Source organism: Bdellovibrionales bacterium, assembly GCA_019750295.1.
Classification (GTDB): domain Bacteria; phylum Bdellovibrionota; class Bdellovibrionia; order Bdellovibrionales; family JAGQZY01; genus JAIEOS01.
This window is the reverse complement of the sequence record JAIEOS010000008.1, coordinates 46078-63791: the sequence shown is the minus strand read 5'-3', so window position 1 is coordinate 63791 and position 17714 is coordinate 46078. Positions and strand designations below refer to the sequence as shown.

17 protein-coding genes are annotated in these 17714 nt (G+C 45.7%); 12 read left to right on the top strand and 5 right to left on the bottom strand.

Annotation, left to right across the window (positions count from 1 at the left end):
- Positions 1-96 precede the first annotated feature (96 nt).
- Positions 97-651: a hypothetical protein gene (locus K2Q26_01940; GenBank protein ID MBY0314251.1), complete on the top strand. Its 555-nt coding sequence runs from the start codon at positions 97-99 to the stop codon at positions 649-651.
- A 218-nt stretch (positions 652-869) separates the two neighbouring features.
- Complete coding sequence (locus K2Q26_01935) at positions 870-1829, top strand: diguanylate cyclase (GenBank protein ID MBY0314250.1); 960 nt, start codon at positions 870-872, stop codon at positions 1827-1829.
- Positions 1830-1837: 8 nt separating this feature from the next.
- Here K2Q26_01935 and K2Q26_01930 read toward each other — a convergent pair whose 3' ends face one another.
- Entirely contained in the window at positions 1838-2632 is a 795-nt protein-coding gene (locus K2Q26_01930; protein ID MBY0314249.1) for a hypothetical protein, read from the bottom strand.
- A gap of 77 nt (positions 2633-2709) precedes the next feature.
- On the opposite strand from K2Q26_01930, the gene argS reads away from it, so the two are divergent.
- Together argS and K2Q26_01920 are read left to right on the top strand one after the other, a co-directional pair.
- The gene (gene argS, locus K2Q26_01925; protein ID MBY0314248.1) at positions 2710-4470 is read left to right on the top strand and encodes an arginine--tRNA ligase; all 1761 of its coding nucleotides are present in this window, start codon (positions 2710-2712) and stop codon (positions 4468-4470) included.
- Positions 4471-4539: 69 nt separating this feature from the next.
- Positions 4540-5052, top strand: a complete 513-nt coding sequence (locus K2Q26_01920) for a GNAT family N-acetyltransferase (GenBank protein ID MBY0314247.1) — start codon at positions 4540-4542, stop codon at positions 5050-5052.
- Between the two features lie 15 nt (positions 5053-5067).
- Here K2Q26_01920 and tsaA read toward each other — a convergent pair whose 3' ends face one another.
- Complete coding sequence (tsaA, locus tag K2Q26_01915; GenBank protein MBY0314246.1) at positions 5068-5760, bottom strand: tRNA (N6-threonylcarbamoyladenosine(37)-N6)-methyltransferase TrmO; 693 nt, start codon at positions 5758-5760, stop codon at positions 5068-5070.
- Between the two features lie 110 nt (positions 5761-5870).
- Between tsaA and rnr the strand changes: the two genes are divergently transcribed.
- Positions 5871-8423 carry a ribonuclease R gene (gene rnr, locus K2Q26_01910; GenBank protein MBY0314245.1) on the top strand — a complete coding sequence of 851 codons (2553 nt, stop codon included), beginning with the start codon at positions 5871-5873 and terminating at the stop codon, positions 8421-8423.
- A gap of 142 nt (positions 8424-8565) precedes the next feature.
- Here rnr and K2Q26_01905 read toward each other — a convergent pair whose 3' ends face one another.
- Together K2Q26_01905 and K2Q26_01900 are read right to left on the bottom strand one after the other, a co-directional pair.
- A complete protein-coding gene (locus tag K2Q26_01905; GenBank protein ID MBY0314244.1) occupies positions 8566-9399 on the bottom strand; it encodes a flagellin FliC in 834 nt (277 codons plus the stop codon).
- Positions 9400-9706: 307 nt separating this feature from the next.
- The gene (locus K2Q26_01900) at positions 9707-10348 is read right to left on the bottom strand and encodes a hypothetical protein (GenBank protein ID MBY0314243.1); all 642 of its coding nucleotides are present in this window, start codon (positions 10346-10348) and stop codon (positions 9707-9709) included.
- Between the two features lie 317 nt (positions 10349-10665).
- On the opposite strand from K2Q26_01900, the gene K2Q26_01895 reads away from it, so the two are divergent.
- Positions 10666-10854, top strand: coding sequence for a hypothetical protein (locus K2Q26_01895; GenBank protein MBY0314242.1), 189 nt, complete (start codon positions 10666-10668; stop codon positions 10852-10854).
- Positions 10855-10889: 35 nt separating this feature from the next.
- Positions 10890-11069, top strand: coding sequence for a hypothetical protein (locus tag K2Q26_01890; protein ID MBY0314241.1), 180 nt, complete (start codon positions 10890-10892; stop codon positions 11067-11069).
- Between the two features lie 65 nt (positions 11070-11134).
- Here K2Q26_01890 and K2Q26_01885 read toward each other — a convergent pair whose 3' ends face one another.
- A complete protein-coding gene (locus K2Q26_01885) occupies positions 11135-11713 on the bottom strand; it encodes a hypothetical protein (protein ID MBY0314240.1) in 579 nt (192 codons plus the stop codon).
- A gap of 249 nt (positions 11714-11962) precedes the next feature.
- Here K2Q26_01885 and K2Q26_01880 point away from each other — a divergent pair, with 249 nt between their 5' ends.
- The 5 genes from K2Q26_01880 to flgC all read left to right on the top strand — a co-directional run bounded on the left by K2Q26_01880 (position 11963) and on the right by flgC (position 17711).
- Positions 11963-12808 (top strand): flagellin FliC, encoded by an 846-nt coding sequence (locus K2Q26_01880; protein ID MBY0314239.1) that lies wholly within the window; start codon positions 11963-11965, stop codon positions 12806-12808.
- A 374-nt stretch (positions 12809-13182) separates the two neighbouring features.
- Positions 13183-15939, top strand: a complete 2757-nt coding sequence (locus K2Q26_01875; GenBank protein ID MBY0314238.1) for a tetratricopeptide repeat protein — start codon at positions 13183-13185, stop codon at positions 15937-15939.
- Positions 15936-16871 carry a sigma-54 dependent transcriptional regulator gene (locus K2Q26_01870; protein ID MBY0314237.1) on the top strand — a complete coding sequence of 312 codons (936 nt, stop codon included), beginning with the start codon at positions 15936-15938 and terminating at the stop codon, positions 16869-16871. Before K2Q26_01875 ends, K2Q26_01870 begins: the two co-directional genes overlap by 4 nt.
- Positions 16864-17277, top strand: coding sequence for a flagellar basal body rod protein FlgB (gene flgB, locus K2Q26_01865; protein MBY0314236.1), 414 nt, complete (start codon positions 16864-16866; stop codon positions 17275-17277). The genes K2Q26_01870 and flgB overlap by 8 nt, the downstream gene beginning before the upstream one ends.
- Positions 17274-17711: a flagellar basal body rod protein FlgC gene (gene flgC / locus K2Q26_01860; GenBank protein MBY0314235.1), complete on the top strand. Its 438-nt coding sequence runs from the start codon at positions 17274-17276 to the stop codon at positions 17709-17711. The genes flgB and flgC overlap by 4 nt, the downstream gene beginning before the upstream one ends.
- Positions 17712-17714: the final 3 nt, after the last annotated feature.

Here is a 17714-nt window from a genome sequence, read left to right as displayed (position 1 = left end):
GGCACCATTCCAGTTGGGGACACCGATTTTATTTCGCGAAAAAACCCTGTACAATTAAACTTGTCGAAGCAATGACAACTCTTTCACGGAGGATATATGTTTGGAAGGTCTTTGGGTATTGCCACTGTTGTAGGAGTTACCGTCCTCGTCACTGTGGGCTGTAGCAATAATTCACCATCGGACTCTGCGCCGATGAGCCTGGCTGGGAGCGAGGGCGGCGCCATCCAAAAGGTGAGTTTATCAAGCGCTACGGAAGCGGACATCGTTCAGCACAAGGTCAGCTGTCACGGAAAATCGAAGCATCTCATTTGTATCCAAGTTTGTCATCGACCTCCGGGGAATCCGTCCCAGTGGAAAGAAATGATATTACCTTTGAAGGCCACTATGGCTCACTTAAAGCACGGCGGTCCTCATCATGACCAACACGATTTTTTAGGGCTATGCGAAGACTCTCCGGCGGATGACGAGAGCGGGGGAGACGATGGCAGTGGGTCGGTGCCTGATAGTGGCGGTGGATCTGGAGAAACTGGTGGCGATTCACCAGATGATGGTGGTGATGTCTCGACACTTCCCATTTGGTGCGAAAGGAATTTAGCGATCGATGCGGACTGTGACGGATTCAATGACCAAACGGGAGAGTCCATTTACTAAAGTTGACTCGCATTTCGAGTTTTAAATGAGGCGCGGCGAACACCCGCGCCTTTTTGTTTTGAATTCTGTTTTTTTTTTCAGGACGTTGGCCTGGAAAAAAAGGCTTAAAACCGCGATTTCTGGACCAATTCCCCATGAAATCATTGGCTAAAAGCTTTATTCTATATGTACGCATGCCGAAGAGAAAAGTAGGTAATAACTAGGACGTGAGATCGCGTATGAACAAGGAAAAGATTCTTCTTATCGATGATGACAAAGACAATTTGCGTTTCCTTGCGCGAATTCTCGAACACGAGTCCTACAAAGTCTTGCAAGCCACCAGTGGCCTCGAAGGTATACAGCTTCTTAAAGATTTCTCTCCAGATCTCGTCATTCTCGACATCAATATGCCGCAACTCAATGGTTTTCAAACCATGAAATTGCTTCGTCAAAAGGACGAGCACGTTTCGGTGATTTTCCTCACGGCCAACAATTCGACGGAAGACATTATCCGCGGTTTGGAGTCGGGAGCTTTGGATTACATTTGTAAACCTTTTAATCCGCTGGAGCTCGTCGCTCGCGTGCGCAGCCAGCTGAAGTTCAAGCGCACTCAGCAAGAGCTTCGCGAGGCGAATCGAAAGCTACAAAGCCTGGTGGATATCGATGATTTGACCGGTCTTTATAATATGCGGTCCATTTACGATCGTTTAAACAACGAGATCGAGCGAGCTCGCCGCTACAAGCATGGCTTGGCCGTCATTATGATGGACATGGATCACTTTAAAAACGTCAATGATGGACACGATCACCTCTTTGGAAGTTACGTGCTTTCCCAGGTGGGCGAGATCGTTAAAAAGAATATTCGTTCGGTCGATTTTGCGGCTCGCTACGGTGGTGACGAGTTTTTGATTTGTCTCACGCAGACTCAGACACAGGGTGCACTCCGATTTGCGGATCGTTTACGAAAAGTGATCTCCGAGACGGAGTTCACCCAAGATAAAGATCAAATGCATATGACAGCCAGTTTTGGCGTGGCTCTGATCGAGGGCAAAGGTGCAGTCATTGATGCTCACACTCTTGTGCGGATCGCCGACACCAAGCTCTACGAAGCGAAAGATAAAGGTCGTAACCGCGTCGAGGGCGAAATCATCACTGATGATGGACCCATCGATCCCCGCTCTCTCCGTAAAGTGGGATAACTTTCCTTTTAATTTTGAGGCCCTAATAACCCGCGATACTTCTGAACTTGTCGCAGGTAAAGCGTATTCATCATCTGCGCATGCATCGAGGCGGCCAAGCGGGGATTCGTATTTTCTGCGTTAATGGGCTCTGGATTGGGGCGCCTTTTAAAGAAGAATTCGGTATCAATTAGAAAAACTCTTTGCTGATGGGTGAACAGCAGTTGCATATCAGCGGTGTAGACGTAGCCTAATTTTTCGAGAAGCTCTCCCAGTGCTAGGGTTTGCTGGATCATTTCCTTGCTGATAAAAATCTTGTCGCGAATCTCGCGGTAACTCTGAAACCAGAGGGGTGCGGCAACGCCTCTTTCGTAGCGGGTGATCATGGCAGGTTCTCCGGTGGGTGTTTCGGTAAAACCCAAAAACTCTATCCCCTGATTCACTTTATTGAGCTCCATCAGCACCTTAGCTTCGTGGAGGACCGCTTCTGTGGTTCTCATTCGAGGATTGGAAACTTTGATCACCACCACCTCGTCCCGATACTGGGCCAAGTAGATGGCTAAATTTCCGCGCCCACCGTTCGAGAGGGTTCGCAGAATCTCAAGATCCTTCCATTCGAATCGGGGCAATTGACGGAAGGAATTGATCGCTTCGATCCTCGATTGATAATACTTAAAGAGAGTATCGGTGGGATTTAGGGCCTCACGGCCGACAAAAGAGCCCTGAGCATTCGGGGTCACCAACAAAGGACGGCGGAAAAGATCTCGACACTTCTCTTGCGAATGCAAAAGCGTTAAAGCCATAAAAATTTGAAGGAAAAACATGGTTTTAACTACCAAAAACCCTTTTCCTGTACACCTTTTATTTTGATGCATTACTTTTTTTCTGTTAGCTTGGCCTGATGGAAAAAAATAAAGCGATGGACCCTCTTTTTGCCACTGTTTCAGAGCAGATCGTTCGTGCAGTGAGGGAAGCTTTCGGGGTGGATCTCGTCGCCCACGACGTGGCGAATGAGTTTTCGGTTCCACCGAAGATCGAATTAGGTCATTTAGCGTACCCTTGCTTTCTTTTGGCCAAATCGACCCAAAAAAAACCGAATGAAATATCGGCGAGCCTAGCCACTCTTCTCAAATCCCAACCTATTTTTTCGGATGCAAAAGCCGTAGGGCCCTACCTCAATTTATATCTGAAGCCCGAGGTTCTTGCGAGCCAGGTGATTGAACCCATACTTTCTGGCGCGTTTTTCAAGCGCCCTCCACTTTCCATTCAACCGGTGATGGTGGAGTATTCTCAGCCCAACACTCACAAAGAGTTGCACGTGGGTCATATGCGAAATCTGTGTTTCGGTTTATCACTGGTCAAACTTCTTAAGTACAGCGGTCGCCCCGTGCTGACGACCACCTTCCCTGGTGATGTGGGGACTCATGTCGCTAAATGCTTATGGTATCTTAAGTATCATAATTCCACGCCGGTTCCTCAAAGTGACAAGGGAGTGTGGCTGGGTCGCATGTACTCGGCGGCACACAACAAACTCGAAGATGAACGCAATACTCCGCTCGAAGAGAAAAACCGCGTTCAGCTGACATCGATTCTTAAAGAACTCGAACAAAAATCGGGTGAGTTTTATAATCTCTGGAAAGAAACTCGCCAGTGGTCGATTGATTTGATGGAGTCGGTTTACCGGTGGGCGGGAGTGGCTTTTGATAAGTGGTTTTGGGAGTCGGATGTGGATTCTCCCTCTGTCGAGTGGGTCAAAAATCTTCATTCCGAGGGCAAGCTCCAGATCTCCGAAGGTGCAATTGGCTACGATCTAACTGAGGAGAACTTGGGTTTCTGTCTCCTGTTGAAGTCCGATGGGAATGGTCTTTACGCCACTAAAGATCTCGAGTTAGCTCGTCGAAAGTTTGAGCTCTATAATCCCTCACTTTGCATCGTCATCGTGGACATGCGTCAGGAGCTCCACTTTAAGCAAGTGTTTGCTGTGTTAAAAAAGTTAGGAATGGAAAGTCAATCCGAGCGCTGCCTGCATCTCAAATATAACTTTGTGGAACTCCCCGATGGTGCAATGAGTTCTCGAAAAGGGAATATCGTACCGATCACAGACCTCATTGAGCAGATGAAGGCTCATGTGAGAAGTACTTATCTCACACGCTACGAGAAGGAATGGAGTCCGCAGGAGATCGAAGCGACGAGCGACATGGTGGCTCAAGGGGCGATCAAGTATGGAATGAATTCCATGGATATGAATAAAAAGATCGTCTTCAAAATGGAAGATTGGTTAAAGCTCGATGGGGAGTCGGGGCCGTATATCCAATACACCCATGCACGAATTCATTCTCTTCTCGAAAAAAATCCGGTGGATAAAGCTGTGGCCTTCAATAGCGATTTTTTTACGGAGCCCATCGAGCTCGAACTGCTTTTAAAATTAGCTCAGTTCAATCGAATCGTCGAAAGTTGTGCCCAGAATCTACGAACCGCACCTCTATGCACTTACGTTTACGAGCTCGCCAAAGTGTTTAATAGCTTTTATCACGATTGTCCGATTGGGAAACTGGAAGATAAAGAGCATCGTAATGCTCGTCTCGAGCTTTCTCGAGCGACGAAAGAAGTTCTTGCCGTGGGCTTGGGTTTGCTCGCGATTCCTGCTCCTCCCAAAATGTAACCTTTCAGTGATCCCTGCGTGAGTATTTTTCATAGTGCCAGCTGGGTTAAAATGAACTAAGTAAGCGAAATGGAAATTCGACCTGTGACTTTGACCGAAATACCGTTGTTGTGTGACCTCTGTCGTAGAACTTTTCACGAAACATTTTCCCCGACGAATACGGAACTGAATATGCGTGTCTACATGGACACCTATTTCACACCTCAAAAGCTAGAGGGTGAGCTCAAAGATCCTAAACGTAGCATTTTTATGGCTTGGGTTGAAAATCAACCCGTGGGTTATTTCAATATGTACGATGGACCGGTAGAAGCTTGTGTGAAGTCAGAGCGGCCCATAGAGTTGGCGCGCATTTATGTCGATCGCGCTTGGCAGGGAAAAGGCGTGGCTCAGGCTCTCATGTCCAAAGCCCTAGAAGTGGCGAGATCGAAAAATAAAAACGGCGTGTGGCTTGGTGTATGGGAAAACAATCCTCGCGCCCAGGCCTTCTACCTTAAAAATAATTTTAACAAAGTGGGTTCCCACATTTTTCAAATGGGTCTGGAGCCACAAACGGATTACATTTACGAACTCTCGTTAGTGTAGCGAATCATCTCGCCTTCAAAGCGGTCGAAGCTCTTGCACGGTGACAGTATCGTTCACAATAGTAAATCCCACATCGTAATCTCCGTATTTCATAAAATACTGGAAATCATTTTTTTTAAGGTAAGCCAAGGGTCGAGGATCTTCGCGAAGAATTTCGGTCAGTTGTTTTTTATACTCTTTTTGCTGGTCTTTATGAACCGTCGCCAGTGCTGATCTTTTCCAACGGACGGTGAGGCGATTAAATGGAGTTTCGTCCACCCAATGGATCGACTTCCCCTTAGGGCGATCAAAACTTTTAAGATAAGGCTTGATATCAAAGACCGGGGTTCCGTGGACGAGATCCAAGCCTTCGATGTGGAGACGAAGTTTTTCGATTTTGCAGATGCGCCCCAGAGACAAGCCCAATGAGTTGGGGCGATGGGGAGTGCGCGTGGCTAGAGCGCCCATGGTTTTCCCACGGAGGCGAGGAGGGTGGACCTTTTCCAAAACTTTTTTATTGGACGACAGATGAAAGCTGAAAACCACCCAAACGTAATGGCCCACCTCAAATCCTTCGAGCATTCCATCACGGACCATCTTGCGATTCCAGCGGATGGCCGAGGCGGTCGTTCGAGCAATCAAAGATTGTCGAGGGGTGCCGAATTTTTCTTTAAACGGCGACTCGATCGCTCCGATGGGGGTAATGGTCATTGGTAGAAATTGTTCCATGCCCCCTTCTAGACAAGTTCATCGCAAAGGTCAAATAGCCCAAAACACGAGCATAGGGTTTAGACTGTCTGCGTATCGTGTATACCTTGTAGATCCGTTACTCTTTAAGAATGAAAACATACACTCTTGATGGCTTAGTCAAACGCCACCCCGATGGATTCGGGTTTTTTATTCCTAATGATCCTGAGCACGAAGACGTCTATATCGGCCGTAGCGAAATGCAAGGGGTAATGACCAACGATAAAGTTCAGGTCTCGGTTTTTCGTTCGGGAGACTCGGATCGCTTCCACGGAAAAATTCTTAAAATTTTAGAGCGCGGGACCAAAAGAATCGTCGGCCGTTTTCGTGCCACTGACCGCGGAGCAGGACAACTGCTCGAGGCCGCTTCACAAATGGGAACGGCATTACGAATTCCTGCAGATTCCACTCGCGGTGCTAAAGACGGTGAGCTCGTGGCTGTGGACATAACTAAATATCCAAATGACGAAAGCGGTACTCTCGAAGGCAAAGTGATCGAAGTGATCGGTAATGCCGAAGATCCTATCAATGATGTGAAGCGTGTGGCTCATCTTCAACAAATTCCGACCGAGTTTTCTGCGGCTGCTCTTCGGGAAGCCGACTCTTTACCAAGTGGAGTGACTCCCGAAGAAATTCAGGGTCGACAAGATCTTCGCGATTTGCCTTTAATCACTATCGATGGTGTGACTGCAAAAGATTTTGATGATGCGATTTACGTTAAAACCAGTCCCAAAGGTTTTCACTTATGGGTGGCCATTGCGGATGTGAGCCACTACGTGCGTCCAGGACATCCCATGGACAAAGACGCCTACGAGAGAGGGACAAGTACTTACTTTCCTAATTTTGTCATCCCGATGCTGCCAGAGAAAATTTCGAATGAATTATGTTCTTTAAAGCCTTTGGTGGATCGACTTTGTTTTGTCTGCGAAATGCAGATCGATTTTCAAGGGACCGTTGTTGATCATAAAATCTACGAAGCCGTGATGCATAGCCAGGCGCGCGTGACCTACGGGGAGGCCCAAGAGATCATCGAGGGACAACAGCATCATAAAAACCCGGCGGTGGAAAAGAATATTAAAACTGCCGCGGATTTGGCAAAAGTGCTCATGACGAAACGCTTCCGTGAGGGATCTTTAGAGCTGGAGGTTCCAGAAACTCAGGTTGTTGTGAATGCCGAAGGGTTTCCGACAGATATCATTCGCTCACAGAGAGTGTTCGCACACCGACTCATCGAAGAATTAATGCTCATCGCCAACGTGACGGTGGCGAAGCACCTTCACGATGCTGAGATTCCCGCACTTTACCGTATCCATGAACCACCAGACTCCGAAGACATCGATAAACTTCAGCGATTTTTATCAACCTTCGGCTCCAGTACGAAGATGGGTTCGAGCCAGTTGCAAAAAAAGCTGACCAAAGCTCTTCAAGAGTTTCACGGCAAGCCCGAGGGAATTGTCCTTAACATATTAACTCTGCGAAGTATGATGCAGGCGAAATATACGGGGAACAACGTCGGTCACTTCGGTTTAGGTTTTGAGTATTACACGCATTTTACATCCCCGATTCGCCGCTACCCTGATCTGATTGTTCATCGCCTTTTAAAAAGTTTAACGATGAGAGCCTATAAAACTCCTCCAATGGATGAGGAGTATATCAGTACATCGGGAACAATGCTCAGCGCTTATGAGCAGCGTTCAGTGAAGGCCGAGCGCCAAGTGATTTCGATTAAGAAAGCTCGTTTTATGCAGGAGCATCTTGGAGAAGTCTTCGAAGGGGTTGTCAGTAGCGTCGTGAAATTCGGAGTTTTTGTTCTTTTAAGACAATTCGACGTAGATGGTTTACTGAAAGTGGATCAGTTGGGTGATGATATTTTTGAATTCGACGAGGATGCCCTTATTCTCAAAGGGCGACGAACCGGGAAGACCTACAAAATCGGAGATGTTCTTGAAGTGCAAGTCGCTCGCGCCAACACCGATGAGGGACAGATTGATTTTGTTCTCGAAGGCGGTTCTCTTGACGACAGTCCAAGACGGCCGGCTCATGGAACTAAATCCTATGGAAAGTCGAAAGGAAAGAGACAGCCCGAACAGAGCGCTGCCGAGCGGGAGAAAAATAGAAAACGCTCCAACGACAATAATCCGAATCGTAAAGATAAAAAGTGGGCGGGAAAAAAGTCCGGCGGGAAAAGTAAAGACAGAGATCGGGACAGAGATCGTGATCGTGAAAGAAATCGTGATCGCGACAGAAGTGCTAAGGCGGGTGACAAACGATCCCCCAAGTTTCATGAAAAGCCCTCTGCAAAATCGGCAGCCAAGTCCAACGATAGAAATTTACAAAGGTCGAAAAAACTGAGAAGCGTCGAGGACGAGGAAAAAAACCAAAAACCCGTAGTCCCAGAGAAACAGCGTAGCGCCTTTAGTCGGTTCTTTTCGCGAAAGCCGGCAGAAGAAAAAATTAAAGAAGTGGAACGCTTTAAGCACAACTCTCCGGTGATCGATGTCGGCGCACAAAAGGGACCTAAAAAGTTCAATCTCGAAAGTCTCGATGTTAAGTCGGGAAGTAAGCCGTTTAAGGCGAGTTCACTTTTTAAAGCGAGTTCTCGACACACCGAGCGTCCCGGCGCCCACAAGAAAAAGCGCCGCTAAGGTCGCGCATCCGCGCGCGGGAAGCCTAAAAGCAAAAGGGCCAATGACGCCTCATTGACCCTTTTATTGTCATCTTGAGCGCTAGCGAAAGATCTCGAGAGATTCTTCGCTATGCTCAGATTGACGGATGTACTTCCCGGGTTTAACCGATCAGTTTCAACGCTAAGTTGGTAACGCTATTCGCTTGAGATAAAGCGGCGGTGTTCGCTTGCAACATGACATTGTTACGAGTGAGTTCAGCCGTTTCTTCAGCGATGTCCGCATCTCTGATTCTCGAATTTGCTGCTGATAGATTTTCATGGGCGATATTCAAGTTGTTGATGGTCGATACGAGTCGGTTTTGGAAAGCTCCAAGATCCGAGCGCATGGCGTTGGTGCGAGTGAGAGCATCATCGATCACCCCAAGAGCAGTTCTGGCTTCTTCTTTACCAACCGTGCTCTCCGCAGTGAGCCCTAGTGCGTCTACCGTTGAATCCGCGCGACCCGCATCGAATGTGATGCGATCTTGGAATGGATCGTTGTGCACGCCCACTTGGATATCAATAGCTCCGCCAAGGCCATTCAACAATTCTTGACCGTTGTATTCGGTGACTTCGGCCACTCGTTGAATTTCTTTTTTTAATGCTTGGAATTCCATATCAATAAAATTACGTTCAGTATCGCCGACCGTATCAGAAGCGGCTTGAACTGATAATTCACGCATACGAATTAACATATTCGAAACTTCGTTTAAACCACCCTCTGCGACTTGCGCTAAAGAGACACCATCGTTGGCGTTGCGGTTGGCTTGTTTAAGACCGCGAATCTGTGCACGAAGGTTTTCCGAAATAGCTAAACCGGCAGCATCATCAGCAGCGTTGTTAATACGATATCCCGAACTTAATCTTTTTAGATTGTTTTGCATAGCCAGGTTTGTGTTGAACAACTGGCGTTGGCTGTTCAAGGAAGCTAAGTTGGTGTTAATACGTAACGACATTATATCGCTCCTGTAAAAGTTACGACCAATCTTCCTTGAGGTCTTTCACTGTTTGAATCTTCCATCTATGAAGACTCTTGTTATTTTAAGTTTCCAGTCAAAGTTTTTTACAAACCTAAGCTACTGTATCCAATTGATCGGCAAACTATGATACGTTTTAAGTCTAGATTTGAGAAATTAGACCTTCGATCTAGTCTTTCGTATCAAGGTGAAACAATTATCTCGAAATTTTTGTGATTTTTTTAGTCAGCTCAAAATTAGACTAAAAATATTTTTTGAAAAACTCTAAAAGAGCTCAAGTTGGCAGTTACTGCGTCACTCCACCTGCGGGCATAAATGAGTCGAGCGCCGGCATTAATGCTCCCGCGGAAGGAATAAAGTTCGGGTCCCGTGTGGCAACAGGCTGTACTCTTGGCCCATCTCCTAGATTGAGAGTCACGTGGGCGTTGTCGAGGACGGCGATGATGGCGTCCGCGCTGTTGGTGGGAACATAGGCTGTGATACAGGTCCCCCCTTTTTTATCTTTTAAGCATTTAAAGCATTGCATCTCGATGGCTTCTCGGCCGGCGCTGTCGGAAAAAATATAGCGAACATTTTGCGTATGACGAAGAAGGCCGGTCGTAGCATTGTAGCTGGGATCGACGATGACGCGTGAAAGAAGGTAGTTAGATCCTTTGTCGGCTTTTTCTTGGTTGATCGATTTGAACGTGCATTTGTGATGGGTGACACGGCCGCCGTCCATCGTGTCGCGGCTTAGACTTTGTTCTTTGATAAATCGGTGGCGGCGGTCTTGGAGGAGGTGCGTGTCGAGAGCGAGCTGGCTACCGATGGGGAAGTGGGGTGCGCCGGTGGTGCTGGAGACGCGAGGGCTCGTGCTCTGAGGAGTGCGTTGAGAGGATTGGCAGCCCATAACTATTAATAGTGGCAAAACATATAAATAGGTTTTCATATCCTTAATTAAATCATGTCCCCTCTAAATTTTGAGTAAAAAAACCCGAACACTCACCAACCCTAGACCAAAAGACATGTCCGGCAGGTACGCCGATACTTTTTGAGAACCACTGCGTCGAATGCCGCAGTGGTTCTCAAAAAGTATCGGCGTACCTGCCGGACATGTTGGGGAATATGTCTGTAGGGTTAGGGATATTTGGGTCGATGTTGGGCTCACAACGACGAGGGGGGCATCTGACAGTGGCGCCAATCTTGCTCTCTGTATTTGTAAGTTTACATTTCGTAAGCCCGAAACATTTAGCGAAAGTAGATCCTATGTCTGAAACCCATCAAAAAGACGCTCCTCAAAAAGATAACCGTACCGACTTCATCAAAGAGAGTGGTCAAAAAGACAATACTCAAGATTCTCCTCTGAAAATTGAAGATCCTAAAGATTCTCAAATTGGCAATCCCGTGCGAAAAGACGGTGGTTCTCAAACGCAAACTGAATCTCAAACTGTTTAACCTTAAAAAAAACCGATTAACGAAAGTAGGAAACTATGACGAATTATAATAACGACGGTAAGAATAAAGAAGCTTCTCCCTCCGACAAGTCCAGCGCCCCTAAAGAGCAGCGTACTGACGGAAAAGTTCAAGAAAAGCAGAGCGAAGGTTCTCGTGATGAGTCTGCTTCTAAGAAGGAAGCTGCTCCACAAAATGCCGAAGCTAAAAAAGTATAGTTTAAGATTTTAATTAAGATTGAACTGAATGAAAGAGGCAGGGACGGTGTTCCTGTCTTTTTTATTTAACCGACAACTTCTTCTTCGTCTTCACGCTGAATTTGAATATTCATTTTAGGAATTTTCCGGTGAGAAGGCCCGTCCCCCTCTGTAAATATAATTTCGTTTTGCTGTAGGACAGAAGTAATTGCTGCGGTATCTATATTGACCGGTTTGCACATAGACCAGTGCTTCGAGACCGAATTTGTACAGTCCCGACAGGCCATATCTAGCAGTGCGGGGGAGTCGATCCCTTGAGATAATAGATAAGTGATATTCAAAGTCGAACTTTCCATCAAATGCCCTTCACCATCATATTTGGGCGTGATACGCGCTTTTGAAACCACAAAACTTTTACTTTTTGTTAAGCTCACGGACTGCCGACGAGATTTTTTATTCACCTCTCCGAATCGACACATATAGATTTGATTTTCGTGAGTCCCTTGTACAGTGGTGCTATTTGTTTGCCAGTCTATGGAAAAACCCTTCGGAAACATCACTGCGGATTCGATGGGGAGGTGAGAAATCCTTACGCGTGTGTTGTCGTAAAATAAAGAACAAGAGCTTAATGTAAGAAACGAGCATATATATAGTCTCAGACGCATACTTTCTCTCTTCCTCTTATAAAATTATCTAATTTTATCAAGGGATCATAGTCTAGTTGTTGAGCTAAGATCGAATTAATTCGATTTAATGTCCCCACAAAGGGTGCCTTAGTCTAGATTTACTAAAATGAGACGAAAACCTCTAAAGACTCAAAGTGAAACACCGATGAGTAATACAAGAGAAACCACTGGATGTGATATCTCTTTATGTGTCGAAGGATCGATGCGTAGGGTTCAAGGAGGATAGTCATGGGACTCAGGATTAATACAAACACAGCGGCTTTGAACGCACAAAGAAATTTGTACGGAACGAAGTTAGCACTTGATAAGAGCTTGGAGAAGTTATCTTCAGGTTATCGAATCAATCGTGCGGGCGATGATGCGGCAGGTTTGGCAATCTCAGAGAGTCTTCGCGGACAGATTCGCGGTTTGAAGATGGCATGGAGAAACGCACAAGACGGTGTCTCTATGATTCAAGTTGCCGAAGGCGGTTTGCAAGAAGTCAGTAACATCCTTATCAGATTGCGCGAACTCGGCGTACAGGGTGCTTCTGATACTATCGGACCTGTTGAGAGACAGCTCCTCAATGTCGAATACCAACAATTATTAGACGAAATTGATCGTATCGCAGACTCCACAGAGTTTAACGGAACTCCACTCCTCAGCGGAACAGGCGCAGTGCTTGATTTCCAGGTGGGAACTCGTAACGATCCAAATATTGATAGATTATCATTTGATGCCTCTAAAACAGACGCGAACAGTGCGGCCATCGGTGTAAACCTCACCACGGTTGCAGACAAAGCGTCAGCTCAAAACTCGTTAGCAGCTATTGACGAAGCGATCGTTGCTGTTTCAGCAATGCGCGCGGACTTTGGAGCTATGCAGAACCGACTGAACTCAACGATCAACAATTTGTCGATCTCACTTGAGAACATGGCCGCTGCAAATAGCCGAATCCGTGATGTAGATGTCGCGGAAGAAACGGCTGAAATGACCAAACAGAATATCTTGCTCCAAGCAGGAACCTCTGTGATGGCTCAAGCTAACCAGTCTTCTAAACACGCACTCCAATTATTGAACTCGGCCTTCTCTTAATTGAGAAGGTTGGTTTTGACTTAACGTAATGGATTGAACGCCCCCCTAAGGTGGTTCAACACCCATCCCTGTCTTTCCTGCGACTGGAGTCGTGTTTTTTTGCACGCCTCCAGTATTTTATTTTTTCTCCACCGTCAGTACTTTGTCTCAAGCGCCAAAAACCACTGCAATTTTAATAAGGGTCTAGGATAAATTTCCGAAGCGATTTTGAAATCTGTTTTTTCTTTCCGGACGCTTAAAACGCTCAGACAGGTCCTCGCTTCGCTGCGGAACTCGGTTTTAAGCATCCGGAAAGAAAAAACAGATTTCAAAATCGCTTCGGAAATTTATGGCACTGATTCTGCTTAATATAACTCCAGATGGGTCTAGGGGTTATGAAGCAATACTTTGGTTGGATATTTAAATTGGGTCTGGTCGCTTGCGGCTTTGGTATGGGTTTGGGCCGAGCTTGGGCGCAGAGTAGTGTGATTATTAATCACATTAATGATGTGACTCATTTTGAACTCCCAGAGGTTCATAGTGCGGATTATTCCTTGGTGCAAAAGTCGGATCATGTGGAGTTAGCGGTTTCTCAACTTGATGCCGTTTCGGCGAATTCGCTTCGCGGTTATAGTGATCAGTTCATTCAGAAGATTACCGTCGAGAAAAGTGCTTCGCTCAATAAAGATATTATTCGGATTTATCCTCAGAATCCAAACGTCGAGGTTTTTGATTACTTGACGGATACGCCAGTGGCGCTGTCTGTGGATTTTTATCTTGATGATCAAAAGACAGCGGCTAAAGCTCGGAAGTCGGCTCCCGAAACTGAGGAAGGTCCTACGTTGGCGGCGAAAGCCAGTAAGCGCTCTCCGTCGAGCACTGAATTTATAAAAATCGAGCCACCGAAGCCTACTAAAGTGGGGAATCAGTCAGTTCCGACAAAATTAGATTATACAAAACTCGGTAACACTCCTGATGTGATTGATCCTAAACTTAATGCTTTAGTGAAAAGTGTCACGGAAGAAGGTTTTGATCTTATTAACTTTGATGCCAATAAAGTGATTTTTAATCCAGATTCCATCATCGAAGCTCGAGGAAAACTCTTCCTCAAGTGGCCGATCCTACAAAGTGAAAGTCGGGATATTGATCAAATCACCCGAAAGAAAGTCGCTTACGAAATCGAAGACGCTGACGATAAAGAGACAAAACACGCCATTGAGCTTCACAAATTGTTCGTCGATGGACGCTATAGAGATTTTATTAAAGGTAAGAAGAATTTCTCGAAAAAGTACCCCAATTCGAAGTACGACCATATGTTAAAGTACATGCAGGCCGATTCTGTTTACGAATTATCGCGCATTGATACTTCTCGGCATTTAAAACTAGAAGCGCTCAATCTCTACGATGCTATCGTTAAAAAATATCCAGAGTCTCCTCTGGCCGAAAGAACCATTCTTTTCACGAGTCTTATTCGCACTCAAATGGGAGACCATATTGGTGCTATTCGCAGTCTTAAATATTATCAAACAAAATATTTAAAATCGCCGCTTCGATCGAATATTGATCTGTTATTAGCGCAAAATCTCTTAAGAGCTTCTGAATTTAAAGAAGCGACGGATATTTATTCGCGATTGATTTACGGAGCGGATCCCGAAATCAGAGTTGAAGCTGCCTACAATATTGGCGACGCGTTCTTTGAACGCAAAGAGTATAAAAAAGCTATTAGTCTTTACGAAACGGCATGGAAGCAATTTCCTAAAGACAAAGAACGTTATCCTAACGCTTACTTTAACAAAGCCGAAGCGGAGTTCGTCGAAGAAGATTACAAGGTGAGTTTAGAGTCGTTTAGAGATTTTCTTAAGCAATTTCCTCAACATGCCTACGCGCCCTACGCAATGACTCGTCTTGGAGAAATTTTTGAAATCGTAGGTGAGGATCCTGCGAAGTGGAGAGGGTATTACAACGAATCTGTTTTCCGTTACAAATCGACAGTAGGTGGTGCGGTCGCTAAAGTTCGCCTTTTATGGCATCAGGTCATCACCTCCGAAAATAAGCGACTTCAGTTACTTGTCGACGATATGACCAGCTACGAGAAAATGATCACGCTCCCACAGGCGGATGAATTTATGATCTTCCAGCTGACGGATGCCTATTTTAGCCGAGGCCTTTACAAAAGAGCGACGGATGAACTTTTAGCTTTCTTTAAGAAAGTCGAGCGTCCTTTGTACGTTGAAAAGTTCCAACGTCGAATCGGACGGGGTATTGCCTATCAAATTAAAGATCACATCGCCAAAAATGAACTCAAAGAAGCGTTTAAGGTTTATGAGAATTACGATGAAGTGTGGTTCAAAAAGTCCGAGCGTGTGGATTACGGATATCTTAAAGGTGTCGCTTACGAGAAAGCGAAAGTCTATCCGGCGGCGATCCAGGCCTATAATGAGTTTTTAAATAAATTCAACAAGCTTGCCGATCCCGAGTCCGTTCGTGTCTACGAGGGTTTGCCGACGGAAGATTTTATTCAGCTTCGTCTTGCAAAGAGCTACCTCGAAAATAAACAGTACGGTCTCGCTTCGGGAACGCTGACGAAGGTTAAACTAGATAAAATATCGCAAGAAGAAAAAGACGAGTTCCATATGGTTTCCGCTAAAATCGATATGAACAACGAGCGTTGGTCGGCGGCGATCGCGCATTTAGAGAAAATCTCTAAAGGTAACTTTGATATCGTGAACCTAAAAGCCGATGTTCAGGCTTCTCTCAAACAGCCACAAAAAGCTATTGATGAAATCGATAGGTATTTAGATTCAGAGAAAACCAAGAAGCAGGAGAAATTCCATCTTCTCAAGAGAAAGATTGCGTTGATGGATGACGCAAAGGCGCCAGAGGCTGAACTGTTTTCCTACATGGAGCGCTTTCACCAAGAATTTAAAGATACTGACTATAATTATGACGAAATAAAGTACAAGTTAGGCGCTCAGTGGGCTCATCAGAAAAAATTCAAAGAAGCTGAGGATGTTTGGTCTTCAATTTCCGAAGGTAATGTTTGGAAAAATCTAGCGGCGGAAGCTGTCAAAGACAAAAAATGGAACGATCAGTACAAAAAGTATATCGATCGTATCCCTGCGATGGCGGATAAAAAGGAGAATTCGAAATGAGAAATTTTGTAACTCATGATGCGGTAATGCAAAATATCTTAAAGCTCGTTGATAACTTGTCTATGAGCAAAGCGACTCTTTTGATCTCAGGCGAAAGCGGTGTCGGTAAAGAGCAACTTTCTCAATACATCCACGCGCAAAGCTTTCGTAGTAAAGCTCCGTTTATTGCCGTCAACTGCGCAGCGATTCCGAGCACACTCCTCGAAAGCGAACTCTTCGGATACGAAAAAGGGGCTTTCACCGGCGCACATCAAACAAAAATCGGTCAGATAGAAGCGGCCGATGGAGGTACGTTTCTGTTAGACGAGATCAGTGAAATTTCTTTGGATCTTCAGGGAAAACTTCTGCGTGTGATTCAAGAGAAAGAACTCACTCGCGTGGGCAGCACCAAATCTAAAGCCATTGATGTTCGATTTATCTGTACCACTAATCGCGATCTTAAAGAGATGGTAAAGCGCGGTGAATTCCGCAAAGACTTATTCTATCGAATTAATGTGATTCCCATTCGTATCCCTGCACTTCGTGAGCGCATTCAGGATATCGAACAATACTCACATCAATTTATGGAAAGAATTTGTAGCGAAAATAATTTGCCTCGCCGTCAATTCTCTAGCTGTGCGATGACCAAGCTTTTAAGTTGGAATTGGCCCGGGAATGTGCGTGAGCTCCAGAGTGTTCTCGAAAGAAGTATTTTGATGACGCAAAATACGGAGATCAAAGCCGAAGATCTTATGATCGAGGGTTATGCGGAATCTCGTATTCAATCTTTTGGCCCCGGGATGACTGTCCAAGAGGCAGAACGTTTACTTATTTTTAAAACTTTAGAATTTACAGGTGAAAATCGTACGATGGCCGCAAAGCTCCTTGGAATCAGCATCCGTACACTTCGTAATAAATTAAACGAATATAAAAAGGATGAAGTTCATGGCTGAAATATTTGATAAAACACTGAGAGCTTTGGCCACTTCGGCGAGAATGCGCCAAGTAAAGCAGAACGTAGTTTCTGCCAATATCGCCAATGCTGAAACTCCAGGATACAAGGCTAAGAAAATCGATTTCGAAGAGGCGCTGGCTCACGCGATTCGCACAGACGGGAATCATGTTGTGGAGGCCACGAACCCCGATCATTTTCCCGTTTCGCCGCGCGCTCTCGACAGCATGCAAGCTGAAATCTACGACAATCCAGAAGTGGAAGTTTCTAACGATGGGAATACCGTCGATCTTCAGCGGGAAATGTCGGACATGGTCGAAAACAACATTGCCTATCGTGCCGCGACTCAGCTGATCAATAAGAAATTAGCCGCTTTAAAGTACGCGGCAAATGATGGAGGCCGATAATGGATTTTGGCTCTGGTTTTAGAATTAGCGGTAGTGGAATGCGCGCCCAGCAGGTGCGCATGAATACGATTTCGAGCAACATCGCCAACGTGAATACGGTTCGCACTCCCGAGGGCGGTCCCTATCGCAGAAAAGACGTGGTTCTCGAAGCGACTCCAGACGCAAAAACCTTTGGTGAGGTTTTAAATCACGGCGCAGAGAGTTTAAATCGCGTTCAGGTGACAGATATCCATGTCGATACGAGCGCTCCAAATTTGAGACACGAGCCGGACCATCCTGATGCTGATGAAAATGGAATGGTGGCCTATCCCAACGTCAACTTAATGGAAGAGATGGCCAATATGATTCAGGCGACTCGGGCTTACGAGGCTAACGTCTCAGCCTTGAACGCGACCAAGGACATGGCTATGACGGCTTTGAATATTGGGGATTAATTT